Below are 20241 nucleotides of genomic sequence, written 5' to 3'. Positions count from 1 at the left end.
AGTTAGATCCTTTCAAATTAGTTACCTAGCTAACTATATCCTTTTTTATTATAATTGTCTAGTAATAGACATGTTGATTTATGTAATAATTTCGTATAGCTTTTTTGTTGAGAACATACATTCTGCATGTTATTCTTTAAGTAAGTAAAGAATTTTCTTTCTATTAAAAAGAATGGGGGACCTTGTGATGATTAAGCCTGCAACAATGGAGTTTGTTTCACTATCGAACGGAGAAACGATTGCGTATCAGGAAGTTGGAAGGCAAAATACAGAAATTCTTGTACTCATTCACGGAAACATGACATCGTCACAACATTGGGATTTAGTTATTGAAAAGCTGCAAGATCAATACCACATTTACGCTCTTGATTTAAGAGGATTTGGCCAATCAACATATAATCAATCGATAGATTCATTACAAGACTTTGCGGTCGATGTAAAACTATTTATCGATCAATTAAAACTAGAGAAATTTTCATTAATGGGCTGGTCAATGGGTGGTGGTGTTGCGATGCAATTTACAGCGAATCATCCAACGTTTGTCGAAAAGTTAATTTTAGTAGAATCAGTGGGCATGAAGGGATATCCAATTTTTAAAAAAGATATAAATGGGCAGCCAATCGTATCAAGTTTAGTAAAGACGAAAGAAGAAATCGCACAAGATCCCGTACAAATTGCGCCAGTGCTAGATGCGATAAAAAATATGAATAAATTATATTACCGTACAGTATGGAACCTATTAATATATACACATAATCAACCGGAACCAGATCGCTATGAAAAATATTTAGACGATATGTTAACGCAGCGTAATTTCGTGGATGTAAATTATGCGCTCATTACATTTAATATTTCGGATGAACATAACGGGGTTGTAGAGGGAAATAAGAAAATTCATCACATTAAAGCTCCGACACTCGTCATACAAGGTGACAGAGATTATGTCGTACCGCAAGTAGTCGGTGAAGAATTAGCAAAACATTTGCCGAATGCAGAGTTGAAGATATTAGAAGATTGTGGGCACTCGCCGTTTATAGACTGCTTAGATGTATTTATTAAGCATGTAGAGGATTGGTTAGAAGAGAAATAATCCCCGAAAGTAAAAGTATTGCATATACTATAACATTGTAGGTAAAAGGGGAGATTATCCATGCATCATCCGCTCTTAATTGCGCATTCACCATATAATCATCACTTATATACAAAAATAATGCTAGATCCGATGTATATGCAAGTTTCAACAACAGTAGTTCCTTTACAAATGCAGCAGCCACCAATAGCTCATGTACACCACTACTTATATGGCCAATCATTTTATGAAAATCCATATTTCAAGCACTTTCATTACAATGTGAAAGCGCAGGTATGGGAAGGATAAGAAGCTAAAAGAATCATTCTTTTAGCTTCTTTTTTATTACGAATATTCGTACACGCATTTGAAGAAACAGTTTATAATGAAAGGTGGACAGCGTGAGAAGGAGAGGGAAAGAGATGTCAATGCGTTTTACGTTTTGGATTATGGTTGGAATTGTAGCAATCTCAGGTTTGTCACAAGGGATGCTCTTACCGGCCATTGCAATGATTTTTGAACAAGAAGGGGTTAGTTCAAGTATTAATGGTATTCATGCGACGGCATTATATATTGGGATATTAGTTATTTCACCGTTTCTTGAAAAACCGATGCAAAAGTTTGGAATGAAGCCAATTATCGTGATTGGTGGGTTTCTCGTTGTTATATCATTATTCTTTTTTACACAAACTTTTTCATTTTGGGTATGGTTTATTCTTAGATTTTTAGTTGGAGTCGGAGATCATATGCTTCATGTCGGAACACAAACATGGATTACGACAACATCAGACCCGAGTAAAATTGGTAGACAAGTATCGATATACGGTGTATTCTTCGGAATTGGTTTTGCGGTTGGTCCGTATTTAGCAAGCACTGTTCAGTACGGTCTTGCAACGCCATTTATTATATCTACTGTACTTTGTCTAATAGGTTGGCTGTTACTATTACCAACAAAAAATGCATTCCCAGCGCAAGATGAAAGAGAAGTGAAGAGTGAATCATCATTTTCGCGTTATAAACAAGTTGTTGGATTAGGATGGATTGCACTGCTGGGACCACTTGCATACGGCGTACTGGAAGCTATGTTAAACAGTAATTTACCAGTATACGCGCTGCGTAAAGGATGGTCTGTTTCAGAAGTATCCTTCTTATTACCGGCATTTGCAGTTGGGGGCATTATTACACAAATTCCGCTCGGTATATTAAGTGATAAATACGGAAGAGACCGTATTTTAACGTGGACGTTCAGCATAAGTACGGGGATTTTCCTACTGGCAGCAGTATTTGATCAATATTATTGGATCATCTTTGCCTGTATGCTATTAGCGGGTATGGTCATTGGATCGTGCTTCTCTTTAGGGCTTGGATTTATGACAGATTTATTACCGAGGCACTTATTGCCAGCAGGTAATATATTGTCTGGAATCGCCTTTAGTTTAGGAAGTATACTGGGACCTGTATTAGGAGGCGTATTTATAGAAAAAATACAGTATACAAGCTTTTTTATTGCGGTTATGATTATAATAGGAATTCTCGCAATGTTATATATCGTCTACATGAAGAATCAATTCGCATCAAGAAAAATAGAAAGTAGGTTAGGGCATGACAAAACAACCTAATAAAAAGAAATTTGAAGTACTCGAAAACGAAACAATTACAGATTGCTTAGCACGTATGGAACAAGAAGGCTATGCACCGTCTCGTCGTATGGAAGAACCAATCTTTCATGAAGTGAAGAAAAACGGCAAAACAGAAGTTGAACCGTGCGGTAGAAAGATTGTCTTTGAGGGGAAATTGAAGTAATACATTATATAAAAAGAATTTGCTTTTGGGTACAAGTAAGATAAAATAGATAGTCACAAAAAAACGCTATTGATTTCAATATCAATAGCGTTTTTATTTTTAATAAATATATAGGTCAAAATGAATTTCTGCTTGAATGGAACTAGCAAAATTAATAATCTCTTTTTGTAAATACATCGCGGGTGATTCGTTATTCTCCACTTGAATGACTACCATAAGAAGAAAATGTAAATCATATTTCTTCTTAAGCTGTTTTAATGGTTCTGTTTTCTCTCCAAGAGATTTTACAATAACATGCAACTGATCATTTATATCGTATGACTCTTGGTATCCAGTGCTTAAAGTCCAATCCGTCCCTTTTCTATATAGGTTTTTTGTGGATACAAGATTTGGATTATCACGTCTTTCAACAACATCTCCTTTTTTATAAGTTTTTGTAGGCTCGATATTTAAGGCATCGGAAATTGCTTCGACAGGGAATATATCACCTGTTACATTAAAATAAGCCATAACTTTAGTTTTATCCAGAACGGTTCCTCCTCTTATTATTAAGATGTTAACTTTATTACATTATAAAAATTTACGAATGTAAATAGAATTTTTATACTGCTTTAATGGGCAGTAAAGCTTTTAATGGGAGAAAAGTAGGTGAGAGCCAATTTTTTATAAAAGCATGATTAGTGTGGGGAGAATAAAACTGCACTAGTTTCATTGAATTGAATTCTGGCGTTCGGACATTAGTTAAAGCTAATATCTATACCTTTGTAGGAAAGAACAATGATACAAAAGTAGGATGCTTAAAAATATATTAATTTGTATGATAAAAACAAAACAAATTTTTAAAAATCAGAATGTAGGGGGGAATATATAATGATACAAAGCATATACGAAACCCATTTACATGTAAGAAATTTAGAAAAAGCGATAGATTTCTATCAAAATAAGTTAGGTTTAGCATTAGCGAAAAAATTATCGAATAGACGAGTTGCGTTCTTTTGGGTAGGAGAAAATAAAGAGCAAATGCTCGGGTTATGGGAAGTACATAGTAATGAAGATTTTGAGACGAAACACTTCGCTTTTCGTGTAGATTTAGAGTTTTTAAAGACTTCTAAATTATGGTTAGGTGAGCGTGGAATAGAGGTAGTTGGGAGTCAAGGGAAAGGAAATGAAGAGCCAATTGTTCAAAGGTGGATGCCAGCTGCAAGCGTATATTTTCTAGAGTGTGATGGAAATAAATTAGAGTTTATTTCTATGTTACATGATGATCCAGATGAATTAGAATATGCAACGTATTTAAGTGAATGGGATGCTGAGCATGAAGAAAAATAAATTTTAATCAGTAGGAGTTTTATAGCTTTGGATTTTGTTAAATAGATAGGGGAAAATAAAATCCCTCAAGAAAAGGCATGTTCTTGAAGGATTTTTTATGATTTATATATTTATATTGTTTGTAACTTATTAATTATATTCATGATTAGATATTTCAGCGCGTTGAATATAACCATCAGAGAAGCTGAAATAAAGATAATAGCTTCCTCGATTATATATAAAGCCTTCGCTAGTCATATCTCCCCCGATTTCATCGGGTTCACCAAACCACTCTTTTAATTCATTGATAGTTATATCCATTTTTACCCATATATGTCTTGCGTCCGAAGGGTACATGTCAATATTATAATCGCCGTATACTGCTATATTAGGTGCATCACATTCTGTACATGGTGCTTTTTTCAAAACATCAGGCACTCCATATTCTTTTTTTACGTCAGATAGATCTTTACCCAATGAATTTAATTTAAATGGACCAAACGTTCCATTATGTAAAGCTGTTGTTAGCATTTGTTTCAATTCTTCTTTTGAATTGATGTTGAAATTATAATCTCTGTTTTTAGCTATTGCATTATAGAAAAATTGTGCATATTGCTCACGCTTCACAATCATGTTTCCGTTAAAATTACCTGCCTCGTCACCTTGTGCTATACGGTTACTACGCAGTGTATTTACAGCTTCATAAGCCCAATGACCTTTTGGTACGTCTTTAAATTTCTCTTGTCCTTTAAACTCTAAATGAAATGCTTTTTGTAATATTACTGCCATCTCATAACGAGTTAATACATCATCTGGACGAAATGTACCTGTTCCATCACCTTTCATAATTCCAGCTTGCGCAATGGCTTTAATATCTTTTTCAAACATATGATTTGTAATATCACTAAACATATTTCCTTGTTTATCGTCTGCTTTTAAACCTAAATATCGATTGACTAAAGAAGCTACCTGACCTCTAGTGATGTTGTCCCCAAAACCAAATTTCCCATTTCCATACCCCTTATAAATCCCTGCTGCTGCTAAGTAATCAATAGCAACTTTTGACCAGTGGTCCTTTGGTACATCTGTAAATACAGTGTCATTATTGCTAACTACCGTATAGCTTTTTTCATTACCGTTTGTTTTCGTAGTTGTTTCTGCATTTACTGTGCCTACCATCGTTGTAGTTGCTAGTGCTGCGGTTAGTACGAATCCAAAAAACTTTTTAACTTTCCTTGTTTTTCTTCCCATTTGTGAACCCCCTTGTTATATGAAACGAATTGAATAACCTAAACATTTAATATAATTTAATGTTTACATCGTGATTATAACATGTAATTAATGAATATTTACCATAAATTTCTATGGAATAAATGTCTATTTTTCTAACCTGCATGAAACTTAATCATCTTATTTATAAATCAATTCAACAAAAGTATATAAAAACTCATTTTTGCTATTTGCGAACAGTAAAACGCGTCTTTTTTCAATCTACAATAGAAGACAGAACGTATATTTGGTATAATCAAAACATACTATATGAAACGATGTACATGAGTTTGAGACTTATGTGAAAAGGTAAGTAATACATAACAATAACTACGCTATAGGATTCAGTTCATGTTTTACAAATTAATCGTTAGAAAGGAATAGAAGTATGAATCAAATTTCATTTGAAGATTTATTTGAAGAAGAAAACGAGAAAGAAACGGTGGAGGTAGTTGAAATACCAGTACCTTTATCGCCATTGCAAAAAGATATATTGGAATTAGTGGATTCTGAAGAAATAAGTGCTCTTGAGTTATGCGAACAATTAATACGAGCTGGAAAAATATCAGATGAAAGATTCACAACGAATAAGCCTAAAGCATATGGAGAAGTATGCTTACTATTAGAAGGTTTTGTTAAAGAAGGCAAGCTTATTTTTGTCAAAAGTGATGAGAAAAGAGATAGAGTTTATAAATTGAATGAAGAAATGTTTAACGGATAAGGTGTACAAGGGGAATTTATACGTTTTTCTCATCAAAAAGGTGTCAATCTTGCTTAGATTGACACCTTTTTGATCATTTAACATCTAACATACTTACGTTTGAAACCAAGTCTTCCTCTATCAAGTTCTTTCTGAATACTTTCTGTAGCATTTAGCAAACTGTTCTTTTTATTTTCACGTTTTATTTCAACTATACCAACCTCTTTTGCGATTTCGACTGCCTTTTCATGTAGTGGTACATATGAAATTGCTACCGTGTTTAGGAAATTATTCATAGCGGATTTTGTTCGTTCTGGCGAATCATGGATTGTATTTTTCACCATTTCAAGCATAGCGGCAATTTTGCTTTCGGCAAATTCGTTGTCTTTGCGATTTCCTAAAAGCCAACAGTAGCAACTCCAGCCTGCAGACATTCGTAGCTCGTCTCCACTTGCAATCCATTTGTCAGCAACATCTTGTGCAATATCTGACTCGGATAAAGTTACTGCTACTACATAATCAGATAGCATATAAAAATACGCCCCATCCATCCAGCGATTAAAATCCGATTCACTCATAGCTTTCGGATCCGCGATAATGCCTGCAAAGTACATAGCATCGTAGTTACCCGTGGCATAAAGTTCTTCAGCTAATTCTTGATTTAATTTTATTTTTTTAGCGATTGGTTTCATCGCACCTGTGGCTACGCCGAAAACTGGCTCGTGCGCACCGTTAGATATGTATATTTTTTTCGTTCTTTCCTTGCCTAGGGCTTCAAGCTCCTGCATAATTGTTTTAAAATCCAAAGCTGTGCACTTCCTTCCTTAATATAAAGACCATTTTAATTGTGAGCATCTAGCCTATATTTTTTAGCATGTCTTCCATACTTCTCAATTTTAAGTCTTATGTGGGTAGGATGTCTACTTTGTGTCATTTATCAATAATTCAGTTAGTTATTTATTATTGTGAATATACAACATGAAGATAAAAAGGGGGAGAAATAATATGGATGTATGGCTCTCCGCATAGTGAGGGGATGTAAATAATGCTTTCTCTTTGACGTTTTTGCTGTAGTATCATGTTATCCTTTAATAAATGGAGTTTTATATTAAATATGTGAGGTCGATTCTAAATGATAAAGAAATTTACTAGAGTGGTACTAGCTACGGTGATGCCAATCAGTTTAATTATGGGTTGTGGGAACGATGAAAAAACTAAAGCACAAGAGACGAAAGCGGTACAATCTGAGAAAAAGGACTATATGGATTACTCATATGGTAGCAAAGGTATATTAGTAAGTGGCAAAGCGAAAGAACGTCAACAATACGAGGTTGGATTTATAGATGACAACAAGTTAATAGGGATTGATGAAAATATTGAGGACTGTATTATTTTAGATAATAAAGATGAAGCAGGTTACATTTGGAAACAAGTAGAGCGGGGAGCTATTATTGAAGTGCAATTTGGTAAGAACCGCAACGATATCGTGGGTGTACAACTAGTAGGAGATCGTGAGTCATACGAAATTAGTGATAAGTTTGATCGAAATACGATAAATGAGATCGTCGAAAATGTTAAAGGGAGTTTGTAATAGATGTATTTCGCTAGTATAGAATCTATTATCATGAAATAGCGAATCGTATACATAATAGTTTGGAATCAACGGCATTTTTCATATGAAAATGCCGTTGATTTGTGTTGAAAAGTACATGCGATTTTATAGTCTTGTAGAAAAACACGTATTAAATATAAATAAATTATTCCTCTTTCAGCTGTGATGATCGCCGTAAGGTTATTATCCAAAATATAAGAGCACAAGCACTAACAGATACACCTAATATACATACTCCATCCCAACCATATTTTGCATACGTATTTGTTGAAAGAATTGCACCTATTGCACTACCGATAGAATAAAAAATCATGTAACTGGCAGTGAGTCGACTTCTTGCTTCGGGACGCACTGTGAACAGCATACTTTGATTGGTGACATGTACAGCTTGCACAGCTAAATCTAAAAGGATAATGCCGAAAATTAGTAATAATAGAGAGTGGTTAATAGATTTAATTAGGAGCCATGAAAGTATTAATAATGATAAGGCTATGCCAGTTGTTTTTTGTCCTAATCCTTTATCAGCTAATTGTCCAGCTTTAGTAGCCGCTAATGCACCCGCCACTCCAGCAAGACCGAACGCACCAATAGCTGTATGCGAAAGGTTAAGTGGTGTAGCACTTAGAGGCAATACTAAAGAAGTCCATAAAATACTGAATGAAGTGAAAATAAGCAATGCTAATATTCCGCGAATGCGTAAGAGTCGTTCTTCCACAAATAATAAGAGAACAGAGTATAATAATTTTCGGTAAGGCATAGTTGTCACTTTTTTATGTTCAAGAGTAGGTAAATTTCGGTGTAACAAAACAGTTACGAAGAGTAAAAGAATAGCGGAGGTGAGATAAACAGATCGCCATCCAGCTAAATCTGTTAATGTGCCTGCAAATGTACGAGCAAGGAGAATACCTATGACAACGCCACTTGTAACGAAACCTACTACGCGTCCACGTTCTGCTGGATTAGCTAAAATTGATGCGTATGCGACAAGTGTTTGCGTAACAGTTGCAAGAATTCCTACTAAGGCCATACCTATAAAAAGTACGATGGTTGAGGGAGCGACTCCAATTATAATTAAAGCAATAACGGATAAAAGCATTTGAGCAATAATAAGTTTCTTTTGGTTTAATAAGTCACCGAGTGGAACTAATAAAAGTAATCCGATTGCATAACAAATTTGAGTAATAGTAATCACAATACCGATAGTTGAATGACTAATCTTAAATTCATTTGATAAAGAATCAAGTAGTGGATGGGCGAAGTATATATTTGCTACAGTCATCCCACAAGCTATTGCGAATAATAGAGTCATATAACGAGACATTGCTGCATGAACAGGTGAATGTATCTGAGTATGTTTTCGAATGGTCATCATTTTTTCTTTACTATTCATAAAATCAGCTCCTTTTTTTATCATTGAAAATAACGTACCGAACGGTATGTTATTTATAAGTAAAATATAATCTCGAAGAAATATATATGTCAAGTTTGTTTTGAGTTAATTATGATTTTTGACATGTCGTTTATAATCTAATACGATATATAATATACCGATTGGTACATAAATGATGATGTATAGTCTTAATAACTAGATGTAGAAAGGAGATGGTTTTAAATGGCGCGACTACGTGAATTTGATGAAGAAAAGGCTTTAGATGCTGCTATGCAACTTTTTTGGGAGAAGGGATACGCAGCTACTTCATTAAGTGAATTAACTGCAAAAATGGAAATACAAAAGCCAAGTTTATATTCAGCCTTTGGTGATAAAGAGGGTTTATTTGAAGCGGCATTAAGGCGATACACAAATTTACATGCGGCTAATATACGAACAAAACTTCAAAACGAACAATCTGTAAAAGAAGCTATTCGGACGTTTTTTGAAAATATGGTGGAAGAGGAATATAAAAAAGAGTTCAGTAAAGGTTGTTTTTGTATTAACACAATGGTTGAACTTGCTCCTCATAATGAAAAATTTGAAGTACTGACTAGAGAACATCAAATGTATCTTACAGTTATTTTTCAAGAATTAATTACGAAGGGAATTCAATCAGGTGAACTACAAAATGATTTGAACGCTAAAGCAGTAGCGCAAACATTAGTTACGTCCTTAATTGGATTAACAGTGTTAATGAAATCACGTCCAGAACGTTCTGTTATAGATAATTCGGTATCTATAATAGTGTCTTTACTAAAATGACTTTTGCAGAAATGTATTTCAATGTTAGTGAGTAAAATAAGAGTAATCTTTTCCATATAATAACTCCTTTCAATGTGAAAATATTGATATTTAAAAATGGGGAAAGTATACAGCAATAGGATTGATTAATAGATACATAATAGTTATGAAAAATCATAAAGGTCCTTCTTGTTGAAGAATTAGTAAAAGGTATCCTAATCTATTTTTTGAGCAGTAGTGGAGTGTAAGGTGGATAAGTGCTTTTGACGGCAATTACAATTGGTTTTAAAATAATGTCTGTTAAGGAATTTTATAGAAACTATCATTCACCTGCTGGGGAAAGTATTTATAAAAGGGTGAAATAAACATAGTAGATTTATAGTCTTTCACTAATGAGAAAATAAAGGGAGGTTAAGATACTTACACGAACTGTGTAGGTATTTCCTACAGCAATGAATATTAAAAAACGAGTAATCACATTATCAACAAGTTTAGTAATGTTAGGGAGCGCACCTTTAGTGATATCAGCAGAAGAGAGTAAACACCCTCAAGCTGATCAACTTCGTATCGCACAAGGAGAACGTGGAACGAACGGATTAAGTTATTCTGATTTCAATCTAGAAACTTCAGATTACATGCAAATTAATGAAGCGGAAGTATCAGAAAACGAGAAAATTCTCCTAGAAGAATATAAGCATAAACATGATGAAACTGAAGAGTTACATAAAATGAAAGAAGCGAAAAAAGGTCAAGTAGCGGAAGAAGAAGCTATTTCAAATATTGAAAAGGCATTTGAACATGTAGACGGTCGAAATGATGGTTCTACTCGCGAAATGAAGCCGGTTGAAAAACCAAGAGCGATTCAGTATAGTGCATCGATGACTACAAAGAAATATGGAACTCTTGCAGGTACTCCGTTTGTAGAGTGGATTGTTCCAGCAGGAAATCCTGATATTCGCCCTGCCAATCCGATGAAAGCACGTTACATTACAATTCACGAGACTGCAAACACAGCTCGTGGTGCGAATGCTGAAAATCATGCGAAATACTTGTATAAACAAGCAACGGAAGGTACGTTCCGAACTGCTTCATGGCATTTTACTGTAGACGATAAACAAATCTATCAGCACTTACCAACAAATGAAAACGGTTGGCATGCAGGAGATGGTGATGGCTCAGGAAATAGAGAATCTATTGGGATTGAAATTTCAGTTAACCAAGATGGAGATTACAATAAAGCGTTAGAGAATGCGAAGCGACTTGCAGGTTACTTAATGAATAAAGAAGGAATTAGTGCGGACCATATTTACAGGCATCAACAATGGAGCGGAAAAAACTGTCCTGATATTTTAATTTCTCGTGGGAATTGGACTGGCTTCGTACAAGGTATTCAATGGTATGCAAATGTTAACGCACAAATTGACTCGCCTTTACAAGAAAGAAACGAGCTATTTGATTCAAATGAATATAATCCAGCTGAACCTAACATGGAGCTTGTAGTGAATGGTGACGGTATAAACGTACGTAGTGGTGCGGACCTTGAGCATCATATTGTTCGTAAAGCTTCAAAAGGTGACCGTTACAAAGTGTTAGCAGTTAAAAACGGTTGGTACAAAGTAGGAAATGGAGAGTGGATCTTCTATAATCCAAGTTGGATTAAGATTAACTACAATGTACCAAAAGAAGAAGTACAAAAGCCAAAAGATGATATTACAGGTGGATGGTTTGAGGGACATATTCGTAAACTACACAGTCTAGGTATTATGCACGGAGAAGGAAATGGTGTATTCGCGCCTTATCGTAATGTAACGAGAGCTGAGTTTGCGACATTAATCTCAAATGCTCTTAAACTCCCAGAAGGAAATAAGTCATTTGTAGATATTAACAAAGCGCACCCATCACTTCATGACGGTATTAAACGTAGTGCAAGTGCAGGAATTATTAGCGGTCGTGGCGGAGGGATTTTTGACCCGAATGCGCCAATCACTCGTGAAGAAGCATCTATCATGATTGACAACGCCTTACAGTATAAAGGTGTTATAGGTGAATTAGTCGCATTACCATTTAGGGATAAACATTTGATCACATATAAACAGCCTGTTCAACGATTATATAGTTTACAGGTAGTTACTGGTGTTGGAAATAATGAGTTTAACCCTAAAGGTACAACAACTCGTGGTGAGGCAGCTGCCTTTTTAGTGAAGATGTTAGATGCAAGTCAAAAATAGAAAGAATGGTAAAGGAGCTATCCAACATGAAAAATTGGAACAGCTCTTTTTTTTAGCCCCTATGAAGCCCCTTCCAAGCCCCTTATAAGCACCTACCAAGTAATAAATCACTAAGAAAAAACAAAACAAAAACAACTACAAGAACAAAAAAGAGCGAAAAAATAAAACCGGCGTTGTAGTAGTTAAAAAAATTTGGAATTCAAATGCCAAAACAAACTCTTTATTCCTATATGTATATTGAAGGATTGAATTCTGCCTTTTTAAAACTAAAAGGAGGAGGAAAACATATGGCTGTGTACCGTAATGTGCAGGTGAACTTTTGGCAAGATGAATTCATATTAGATTTAACGCCAGAGGAGCGTTATTTTTACATATATTTGTTAACTAGTACGAAAACGAAGCAATGTGGAATTTACGTATTACCGAAGCGTGTGGCAGAACTTGAAACAGGCTACAATATGGAGACTGTTGAGAAGTTATTAAATAGGTTTGTTGAATACGGAAAGATTTTATACGATGCGGAAACGAAAGAGTTATACATATTAAATTGGCTACACTATAACCCTATTTTAAATACGAATGTAGAAAAATGTGTGTTACGTGAGTTAAAGACTGTAAAAAATAAAGAATTCATACATATGTTTTTACGTACATGTCTGGAAGAAGAATGGAAGATTCCATTGTTATTGCAGCATTTTGGTATGCCGGCAGAAGAGGATAATAGTAGTTTACAAGTAGTTACCGAGGAGAAGGAAGAAGAGATAGAAGAGATAGAAGAGGATACTTCGCATAGTGAAGTGTATAAGTTTTACGAACAACATATGAGTAGTCTATCCCCATATATCGTGAAGGAATTGAAAGAGTGGATACAAAAATTTTCAGGAGAGACAGTACTAGAGGCACTTAAAATTGCGTTTGAACAGAATAAGCGAACGTTTGCTTATGTGAAGGGGATTTTGAGGAATTGGTTTAAGAAAGGACGGGGGGATTTCAGTGGAAGAAAGGAAGGAGAAGTCTGTTTACATGATCCATAACATGAGAAAAGAAGGATTTTTCCTATTCAAAAAGGTTCTTTCAAAATAGAAGCGAATTGTTTGAGAAAGGAGGGGTTATATGGAAGTCGTCATAAAGAAGAAACGAACTAGGGGTAAGAGAATTTTCATTTGGTCTAGTAGTATCGTTCTTTTGTTAGTTATTTGTACAGTGATTTTTTTGAACATATATACGCTTAGTTCTGTGCCAAAGATAGATGGAACGATAAAGCTAGAGGATTTACAACATGCTGTTACTGTAAAACGGGATAGTAAAGGGGTACCGCATATTAAAGCGGAAAATGCACATGATTTATATTTTTCGCAAGGGTATGTACAAGCGCAAGATCGTTTGTTTCAAATGGATTTAAGTAGGAGGCAAGCTTCTGGGATGTTGAGTGAAGTTGTAGGGGAAGCAGCTGTTGATCGAGATAAGTTGTTTCGAACGCTCGGTTTACGGCGAGCAGCCGAAGCGTCTGTTAGTCAATATGATGGGGAAGCGAAGTATGCCCTGCAGTCATTTGCTGATGGAGTGAACGCTTTTATACGCGAGGCAAAAGAGGAAAAGAAATTACCAGTTGAGTTTACTCTATTAGGCTATGAACCTGCTGAATGGTCTATTGTTGATACGTTAACGATTGGAAAGTATATGGCGTTTGATTTAGGCGGACATTGGCACGGACAGGCGTTTCGATATTGGGCGCTGAAAAATTTACCGAAAGAGCAAGCAAATGAGCTATTTCCTACATATCCGAAAGATGCGCCCAGATTACTAGCTGAACTGAAAAACACAAATGTGGACGTAGCACAAAGTTTTGCAAAAACGATCATTCCGCCAGAGTTTAATGGTAGCAATAACTGGGTCATAAGCGGTGAGAAGAGTGCGTCTGGTAAGCCAATTTTAGCGGATGATCCTCATTTATCTCTTGCGACACCTTCTATTTGGTATCAATCAAAACTTGAAATGAAAGATTTACAAGTAAGTGGTGTTATTTTCGCGGGAGTACCAGGTGTTATATTAGGACACAATGACAAAATAGCATGGGGCGTTACGAATACAGGTCCTGATGTGCAAGATTTATATATTGAGAAGCGAAATCCTAATAATGATAATGAATTTTTGTATAAAGATAAGTGGGAAAAAGCTACAGTTGTTGATGAATCTATTAAAGTAAAAGGCGGGAAAACAATTCCGTATAATGTGACGGTTACGAGGCATGGTCCAGTCATTTCAGAGTTTGCGGATAAGGGGAAAGAGAAAACGAAAACAGTATTCGCTTTGAAATGGACTGCTTTGGAGCCTTCCGCTGAATTAAAGGCTGTATTAAATATGAATAAAGCGAAAGATTGGAATGAGTTTGAAACGGCACTTCAAGACTTTCATACACCAACTCAAAACTTTGTATTTGCATCAAATGACGGCACAATTGCTTATAAAGCGAACGGAAATATACCAGTGCGTAAAAAAGGTGATGGTAGTTTACCAGTGCCAGGATGGACAGACGAATATGAATGGGAAGGGTATATCCCGTATGATCAACTTCCAAAAGTAATCAATCCAAAACAAGGGTTTATTTCAACTGCGAATAATAAAATTGTGGATGATAACTATCCGTACCATATTAGTAATACGTGGGCACAGCCGTATAGGCAAATGCGTATTCAAGAGTTTTTACAAAAGAAAGAAAAGTATACGGTGAAAGATTTAGAAGCGTTACAGATGGATCAAAAAAATTTATACGGGAAAGAATTTACTCCTATATTGTTAAAAGAGTTAAATAAAGCATCTTTAAATGAAGTAGAGAAAGAAGGCGTAAAACAATTAACAAAGTGGAATTTTTACGATAGTAAAGATGAAGCAGCACCATTACTATTCCATTTGTTAATGAAGGAGATTTCGAATACGTTATTTTCAAAAGAAATACCGAAAGATGTGATGGAGTTATTTGAAGGGAAGTCACAAGTTGTTGATGAATTGATTCGAAAAGAAGTAGAAGGGGAAAATAGTGCTTGGTTTACGAAGTACGGCGGCTTCACGAAAGTTGTGCATACTTCGTACGAAAATGTAATGAAGAAATTGCAAAAGGAATATGGACCGAATGTTGCGGAGTGGAAGTGGGGCGATTACCATCAGCTTGCTTTTACACATCCGATTTCAAAATCATCTAATATGCTAGCACTACTTGCATTTAATCGCGAGAAACCAGTTCCAATCGGCGGAAGCCAAGTTACCGTTCAAGCAGCGAGTTACGGAGAAAATGGTATTGTAAATCACGGAGCTTCTTGGCGATTCGTTATTGATACGAAAGATATGTCAAACGGTTATCATATCGTAGGGCCAGGACAATCGGGACATTTTAGAAGCAATTGGTATCATGATCAAATAGATGATTGGGTAAATGGAACGTATCATACGACTACATTGAATACGGAGGGAATAGAGGGGAAAGTGTTAACTTTACAGCCGAAGTGATAATATTTCCACTGATGAAAACTGTTAAATTAGAACATAACCCAGTTCTTAAATAATTTTAATAGCCTACTATCAGTTAAGTGGATAGTAGGCTATTTTATAGGATAAGATTCAATGATTTTATTATGACAAAACAGTCAGTGTTTTAACATTTACTTATACGATAACGGGCCCTATTTACTCTGTTACAGTTGCTCATTTTTATATACCGCATAACATTTTGTTATTCAATAATTCCAATTTCTAGAGCCTTTTGAACAGCTTCTTCTTTGTTACGAACGCCTAGCTTTGTATAAGCTGTGGAAGCATAATTTCTGACCGTACCATTTGATAAGTATAACCTTGATGCTATGGTAGTGTATCGAAGTCCTTTTGCTACTAGTTGCAATATTTCTATCTCCCTAGCTGTTAGCTCATAAGCGATTGCTTTTGATTGTGGTGTCTCTTTTTGCTCATCAAACTTCTCGAATATTTTGTGAGACATTCCCTGATCAATCAGTGTCCCGCCTTTGTGAGTAAGTCGGATCGTATTAGCTAGCTCCAACGTTTCAATAGATTTGAGTAAAAAACCATCCGCACCGTTGCGAAGTGATTCTAACGCCTGTTCGGTATCCTGAAACGTTGTGAAAATCAATACGCGGATATGTGGCCATTGTTGCTTGATTTTTTTGGTTGCTTCGACTCCATCCATGTGCTGCATATCTAAATCCATAAGTATAACATGGGGTTGAAGGCGCCCACATAAATCGATGGCTTGATTGCCATCTTCAGCTAAACCGACTACATTGAAATCTTCATATCTATCGAGTAGTGTCCTCAAACTTTCCCGGACAAATGGCTGATCGTCTACAATTAACAAACGAATAAGTCCATCTTTTATTTCAGTTTGTCGCGGTATGGTACAAGTAACAAGCATTCCTTCCTCTGGCTTTGTATATACAGACAATTGACCTTGCAAGTTCATTGCCCGTTCTTTCATCGCATTCATACCAAAGCCTTCCTGCCATTCTACATTTCCTTTTCCATTATCTTGAACTTCTAACCTCGTATATTGTTCGTCAAACTGTAATGAAACTATAATTTCAGTCCCCTGACCATGACGTACTGCATTCGTAAGGGACTCTTGTAAGCACCGAATGAATGCAATCTTCGCTTGCCGAGACAGCTGATATTCCTCTCCGAATGTTCTAAAACTTACATTTACCTGAGCGTGCTCCTGAAATTCGGCTCCAAGATTTTGTAGAGATTGAATTAAGGAAGGCGATTGACATGGAGAATCCATTTGATGTAGGTAACCTCTCACGTCCTCGATACTTTTCCGTCCCATTTCAAGCAGAGAGTCTAGCCTCTGTATACCCATTTCAGTAGAAAGTTCGGTACGCAACGTTTCCATCCCCATAATAATAGAAGTATAAGCATGACCAACTGTATCATGAAGCTCACTCGACAGTCTGTTCCGTTCTTCGGCCAGTGTAATGCGTTCAATCTGAGACATATATTGCTCAAGTACTGCGTTTTGTTTACGAATCGCTTCATTTTGCTTATGATTGACGATTAATAAATGGAAAGCGAAGCCCATTACATAAGCAAGTCCATAGTAGGTAACCAAAATCCAATAGCTATTACTTGGCGCAACCGCGTAGAGAATTCCAGTTGTTATAAAAACTATTGTTGGAGCTGTCCAATAATAGGACAAATGCTTACTATTCGCAGCAATCAGAAAAGCCGATATAAGAAATGTAACGTTAGCTTCCGGAAATAAAGAAGTTAAATATATACACAGTCCACCATATAGCAGTATTTCTGTGAACAAGTAATATTTGTAATTGAATAGTAAGGCTACCCATGGAATCGAGAAGGCAATAATTTCCCAAAGAATAATAATCCAAAGTGGCAATGTTAAACTATCCTGAAAATCTAATGTGGTTATGGCGATAGAGACACTAACAAGTATACGGACTCCTAACATAATCCAATCGTACCAAAACCAATACTTAACCATATCTAACAAGTCATTTACCCCCTAAATAGCCTACCTTTTTACTTCCTATATTATAAATTAATCCTTCATGCCTATTATACTTTTAAATTTAAAACTGTGATATTACTCACAGACTGTAGACTTCTATTGATTTAGTTGCCGGATCATGCTACGTGTATAGCCTCCAATTTTCTTTGTCAAACCATCTACTATTCTAATACTTATGGCGATAAATACTATACCTATAAACATTACAAAGAGTGACTTGGCAAAAGTATCTATTTGTATGAATATAATATTCATTTCGATGTGGCGATACAGTAGTGGTGCCAACAGGAACATAAGAGGCATTACATAAAAAATGATTGCACTAATGAGACTGAAAATGCCAATCACTAATTTCTGCATTAACCAAAAGACAGCAGACCAAGTGCGACGATCTGTAAGCACTAATTTCACCTGAGTCCAGTTTGATGTAGCCATTTTTATACTTTTATCGTAAGAGTCGGTCGAAATATCAGTATAAATTTTCGTCTGTATGCGTTCGAATTGGATAAAAGGTGTCGTAGTCTGTAGTACGCGTATAACTAGTGGAATCCCAATTACCGTAAATGAAAGGGTAAAACTGAATAGCAGAGCTATTAGATAAAAACAAAAATAAAATAATCCTGTAACGAAAGTTAGCAATAAAAAATAACCATTCTGGATGAATCTTGATTTCATAAAGTTCTCGCTCCTATCTATGTAATAACCGAATTGTACTGCTTTTTTTGTCATTCTCACTAGTGTAAAAGTGTCATATGACATTTCTAAATGATGTTAAAAGGGGAAAGCAACCTACTTCTGATTAAAAAAATACTTGTATTAATCTCCACAAAACAATCCCGTTCTTGCATCTGCAAAAACGGGATTGTTTTGTACTTTTATTTAATATGAGATGGACTTGTTTTTCGAATGTGAAAAATAATATCAAATTGCTCAAGCAATGATTTATCAAAGTATACCGATTCGTTCGGGAAGATTTGTCCCCCTATACTTAGTAATGGTCTTTTTGCTTTAACCCATTTCTCTGCTTGTCCTTTAAGGTGACGGTTATCCAATAAAAACATGTTATATGGTACTTTTCCAAGGGTATAATTAAAACTATTTACATTTTGTGGAATATCGCGCGTTGTAATCTTACCTCCAGTGGAAGGGTCATATTCGCTATATAAGGTGAAATTCCCCTCCGTAGTTGTACTACCAATGGTGACATAATTATTGTCTAAACGTTCCTTCAAAAACTGCCCCGCAACATAAGGATATAATTTCTCATCGATAATTCCTTTAGCTATATGAATATTGTGTCCCCATACCATCGTTTTACCACCAAATGTCTCTTGTGCCCACATTGCATGATCGGCCAAGTATTGCTCATGTAGTTTTAACATACTTGGATAGTCGTTAGGAATTAGCATTGTGGTAAATTTCTCTATTGCATTTGCCGTTGCTTTCGCCCAGATGTACTCGGGTGAAACTATTTCTGTGTTGGCTTGATTATTCTCATCTTTTAGTAATCGAGCTACTCTCTCAGCGTTTGCTTTAAACTTTTCTTTTATTTCAGGAGCAAGGTTCATATATTCCTGTGTACTACCATTAAAAGCCGACAATTCTTTATAATTTTCTTCTACTTCTGCCAGTAAATCTGGTCGATGCAGCCTTACATAATCAATTACTTTATTAAAACAACCTTGGTCCAATTCCTTTAAGTCGAGCCCAATAAATTGGATCTTTTTTTTATTGGATGGATCAGCATTATAATCTTTCATCCACTCAATCATGGCTATAATTTCATCAGTAGGATATAACAAGTTTAAAAATTCCCTAGGGTTTCCTTTTCCTGTTTGGATATATTCATTTAGTTTTAAGCCATTTCCCCAATCTTCTTCCATTGTGAAATTTGTAAAACCCATCTCAGTAACCAAATATTTCACAAGGCGAAACTTCATAGTGAAAATTTCAGAGCTTCCATGAGTATTCTCTCCTAATGCTACATATTGTGCGCTCCCAATCATTTTCTTAAGTGGTTTTAAATCCTCAAATGGTTTTGACGGGTCTATCGTTTTTAATGGGTTAGCCTGTGATTGTATTGATTTAACTATATTTTTTTTGATTGATTGGTCTGAATTTTCGACTGCTATTGTTTGAGCCTTTCCTACTTCTACATATCCTGTGACTAATAAAGCTGTACTAACCATTGCAATTATTCTTTTCTTATTCATTTTTTTCCACCTCAATTGAATTATTTGTAAAAGCAAGATTGATTCATGTACTTGCACGAATCAATCGCCTTAATTCAATTGTTATCTATCCCATATCATATTTTCTAGTTACATATTGTCATAAGGTTAATTGACACAGGTCATAGACTAATCATTACACTTTTGTACTAGCGGCTATGACAACTTATAAATAATAATTGCATGGATGAGTCGTAAGTAAGACTAGACTATAGATTGGGGAGTGATGTTAAAGATGAATGAATCTGTATACAAAAATATTTTTATTCTAAGTTGTGTCTGTACAAATGACAAGAAGTGAATTCAATAAACAAG

At 35.4% G+C, this 20241-nt stretch carries 18 protein-coding genes; 11 read left to right on the top strand and 7 right to left on the bottom strand.

The features are described from left to right. Positions 1 to 172: 172 nt before the first annotated feature. The 4 genes from phaZ (at position 173) to AC3WTI_RS07315 (ending at position 2872) form a co-directional block, all read left to right on the top strand. The gene (gene phaZ / locus AC3WTI_RS07330) at positions 173 to 1090 is read left to right on the top strand and encodes an intracellular short-chain-length polyhydroxyalkanoate depolymerase (protein WP_142286786.1); all 918 of its coding nucleotides are present in this window, start codon (positions 173 to 175) and stop codon (positions 1088 to 1090) included. Between the two features lie 60 nt (positions 1091 to 1150). After that, positions 1151 to 1378 (top strand): hypothetical protein, encoded by a 228-nt coding sequence (locus tag AC3WTI_RS07325; RefSeq protein WP_087958986.1) that lies wholly within the window; start codon positions 1151 to 1153, stop codon positions 1376 to 1378. A 113-nt stretch (positions 1379 to 1491) separates the two neighbouring features. Next, positions 1492 to 2688 carry an MFS transporter gene (locus AC3WTI_RS07320; RefSeq protein WP_097841765.1) on the top strand — a complete coding sequence of 399 codons (1197 nt, stop codon included), beginning with the start codon at positions 1492 to 1494 and terminating at the stop codon, positions 2686 to 2688. Next, positions 2672 to 2872, top strand: a complete 201-nt coding sequence (locus tag AC3WTI_RS07315; protein ID WP_000166305.1) for an NETI motif-containing protein — start codon at positions 2672 to 2674, stop codon at positions 2870 to 2872. The genes AC3WTI_RS07320 and AC3WTI_RS07315 overlap by 17 nt, the downstream gene beginning before the upstream one ends. A 99-nt stretch (positions 2873 to 2971) precedes the next feature. On the opposite strand, the gene AC3WTI_RS07310 is transcribed toward AC3WTI_RS07315, so the two are convergent. After that, entirely contained in the window at positions 2972 to 3382 is a 411-nt protein-coding gene (locus tag AC3WTI_RS07310; protein ID WP_087958988.1) for a DUF4279 domain-containing protein, read from the bottom strand. Positions 3383 to 3742: 360 nt separating this feature from the next. Between AC3WTI_RS07310 and AC3WTI_RS07305 the strand changes: the two genes are divergently transcribed. Further along, positions 3743 to 4201: a VOC family protein gene (locus AC3WTI_RS07305; RefSeq protein WP_087958989.1), complete on the top strand. Its 459-nt coding sequence runs from the start codon at positions 3743 to 3745 to the stop codon at positions 4199 to 4201. 129 nt (positions 4202 to 4330) lie between these two features. On the opposite strand, the gene AC3WTI_RS07300 is transcribed toward AC3WTI_RS07305, so the two are convergent. After that, the gene (locus tag AC3WTI_RS07300; protein WP_087958990.1) at positions 4331 to 5431 is read right to left on the bottom strand and encodes an S-layer homology domain-containing protein; all 1101 of its coding nucleotides are present in this window, start codon (positions 5429 to 5431) and stop codon (positions 4331 to 4333) included. Between the two features lie 406 nt (positions 5432 to 5837). On the opposite strand from AC3WTI_RS07300, the gene AC3WTI_RS07295 reads away from it, so the two are divergent. Continuing rightward, positions 5838 to 6170 (top strand): DUF3895 domain-containing protein, encoded by a 333-nt coding sequence (locus AC3WTI_RS07295; RefSeq protein WP_087958992.1) that lies wholly within the window; start codon positions 5838 to 5840, stop codon positions 6168 to 6170. 77 nt (positions 6171 to 6247) lie between these two features. Here the strand turns inward: AC3WTI_RS07295 and AC3WTI_RS07290 are convergent, their stop codons facing one another. Next, entirely contained in the window at positions 6248 to 6955 is a 708-nt protein-coding gene (locus AC3WTI_RS07290) for a DNA alkylation repair protein (protein ID WP_087958993.1), read from the bottom strand. A 326-nt stretch (positions 6956 to 7281) separates the two neighbouring features. Here AC3WTI_RS07290 and AC3WTI_RS07285 point away from each other — a divergent pair, with 326 nt between their 5' ends. Beyond that, positions 7282 to 7740 carry a hypothetical protein gene (locus AC3WTI_RS07285; RefSeq protein ID WP_097841764.1) on the top strand — a complete coding sequence of 153 codons (459 nt, stop codon included), beginning with the start codon at positions 7282 to 7284 and terminating at the stop codon, positions 7738 to 7740. Positions 7741 to 7906: 166 nt separating this feature from the next. Here AC3WTI_RS07285 and AC3WTI_RS07280 read toward each other — a convergent pair whose 3' ends face one another. Then, entirely contained in the window at positions 7907 to 9151 is a 1245-nt protein-coding gene (locus AC3WTI_RS07280; protein WP_087958995.1) for an MFS transporter, read from the bottom strand. 222 nt (positions 9152 to 9373) lie between these two features. Between AC3WTI_RS07280 and AC3WTI_RS07275 the strand changes: the two genes are divergently transcribed. The 4 genes from AC3WTI_RS07275 to AC3WTI_RS07260 all read left to right on the top strand — a co-directional run bounded on the left by AC3WTI_RS07275 (position 9374) and on the right by AC3WTI_RS07260 (position 15666). Continuing rightward, positions 9374 to 9955 carry a TetR/AcrR family transcriptional regulator gene (locus AC3WTI_RS07275; protein WP_087958996.1) on the top strand — a complete coding sequence of 194 codons (582 nt, stop codon included), beginning with the start codon at positions 9374 to 9376 and terminating at the stop codon, positions 9953 to 9955. Positions 9956 to 10386: 431 nt separating this feature from the next. Continuing rightward, entirely contained in the window at positions 10387 to 12162 is a 1776-nt protein-coding gene (locus AC3WTI_RS07270) for an S-layer homology domain-containing protein (RefSeq protein ID WP_097841763.1), read from the top strand. A 287-nt stretch (positions 12163 to 12449) separates the two neighbouring features. Further along, positions 12450 to 13196: a DnaD domain-containing protein gene (locus AC3WTI_RS07265; protein ID WP_097841762.1), complete on the top strand. Its 747-nt coding sequence runs from the start codon at positions 12450 to 12452 to the stop codon at positions 13194 to 13196. A gap of 79 nt (positions 13197 to 13275) precedes the next feature. Then, the gene (locus AC3WTI_RS07260) at positions 13276 to 15666 is read left to right on the top strand and encodes a penicillin acylase family protein (protein WP_097841761.1); all 2391 of its coding nucleotides are present in this window, start codon (positions 13276 to 13278) and stop codon (positions 15664 to 15666) included. Between the two features lie 223 nt (positions 15667 to 15889). On the opposite strand, the gene AC3WTI_RS07255 is transcribed toward AC3WTI_RS07260, so the two are convergent. From AC3WTI_RS07255 to AC3WTI_RS07245, 3 genes are all read right to left on the bottom strand, one after another. Next, positions 15890 to 17677 (bottom strand): helix-turn-helix transcriptional regulator, encoded by a 1788-nt coding sequence (locus tag AC3WTI_RS07255; protein ID WP_087959000.1) that lies wholly within the window; start codon positions 17675 to 17677, stop codon positions 15890 to 15892. 114 nt (positions 17678 to 17791) lie between these two features. Then, entirely contained in the window at positions 17792 to 18370 is a 579-nt protein-coding gene (locus tag AC3WTI_RS07250) for a sensor domain-containing protein (protein ID WP_087959001.1), read from the bottom strand. Positions 18371 to 18570: 200 nt separating this feature from the next. Beyond that, positions 18571 to 19908 carry an erythromycin esterase family protein gene (locus tag AC3WTI_RS07245; RefSeq protein ID WP_087959002.1) on the bottom strand — a complete coding sequence of 446 codons (1338 nt, stop codon included), beginning with the start codon at positions 19906 to 19908 and terminating at the stop codon, positions 18571 to 18573. Positions 19909 to 20241: the final 333 nt, after the last annotated feature.

The sequence above is a fragment of the Bacillus sp. EB106-02-03-XG38 genome (assembly GCF_058792175.1).
This window is presented reverse-complemented; position numbering and strand designations above follow the sequence as displayed.

Coding starts and splice junctions, on each gene's coding strand:
- AC3WTI_RS07325 (WP_087958986.1), top strand. CDS start 1,151: ATGCATCATCCGCTCTTAATTGCGCATTCACCATATAATCATCACTTA.
- AC3WTI_RS07305 (WP_087958989.1), top strand. CDS start 3,743: ATGATACAAAGCATATACGAAACCCATTTACATGTAAGAAATTTAGAA.
- AC3WTI_RS07250 (WP_087959001.1), bottom strand. CDS start 18,370: ATGAAATCAAGATTCATCCAGAATGGTTATTTTTTATTGCTAACTTTC.
- AC3WTI_RS07310 (WP_087958988.1), bottom strand. CDS start 3,382: ATGGCTTATTTTAATGTAACAGGTGATATATTCCCTGTCGAAGCAATT.
- AC3WTI_RS07285 (WP_097841764.1), top strand. CDS start 7,282: ATGATAAAGAAATTTACTAGAGTGGTACTAGCTACGGTGATGCCAATC.
- AC3WTI_RS07265 (WP_097841762.1), top strand. CDS start 12,450: ATGGCTGTGTACCGTAATGTGCAGGTGAACTTTTGGCAAGATGAATTC.
- phaZ (WP_142286786.1), top strand. CDS start 173: ATGGGGGACCTTGTGATGATTAAGCCTGCAACAATGGAGTTTGTTTCA.
- AC3WTI_RS07295 (WP_087958992.1), top strand. CDS start 5,838: ATGAATCAAATTTCATTTGAAGATTTATTTGAAGAAGAAAACGAGAAA.
- AC3WTI_RS07260 (WP_097841761.1), top strand. CDS start 13,276: ATGGAAGTCGTCATAAAGAAGAAACGAACTAGGGGTAAGAGAATTTTC.
- AC3WTI_RS07275 (WP_087958996.1), top strand. CDS start 9,374: ATGGCGCGACTACGTGAATTTGATGAAGAAAAGGCTTTAGATGCTGCT.
- AC3WTI_RS07270 (WP_097841763.1), top strand. CDS start 10,387: ATGAATATTAAAAAACGAGTAATCACATTATCAACAAGTTTAGTAATG.
- AC3WTI_RS07280 (WP_087958995.1), bottom strand. CDS start 9,151: ATGAATAGTAAAGAAAAAATGATGACCATTCGAAAACATACTCAGATA.
- AC3WTI_RS07300 (WP_087958990.1), bottom strand. CDS start 5,431: ATGGGAAGAAAAACAAGGAAAGTTAAAAAGTTTTTTGGATTCGTACTA.
- AC3WTI_RS07320 (WP_097841765.1), top strand. CDS start 1,492: ATGTCAATGCGTTTTACGTTTTGGATTATGGTTGGAATTGTAGCAATC.
- AC3WTI_RS07245 (WP_087959002.1), bottom strand. CDS start 19,908: ATGAATAAGAAAAGAATAATTGCAATGGTTAGTACAGCTTTATTAGTC.
- AC3WTI_RS07315 (WP_000166305.1), top strand. CDS start 2,672: ATGACAAAACAACCTAATAAAAAGAAATTTGAAGTACTCGAAAACGAA.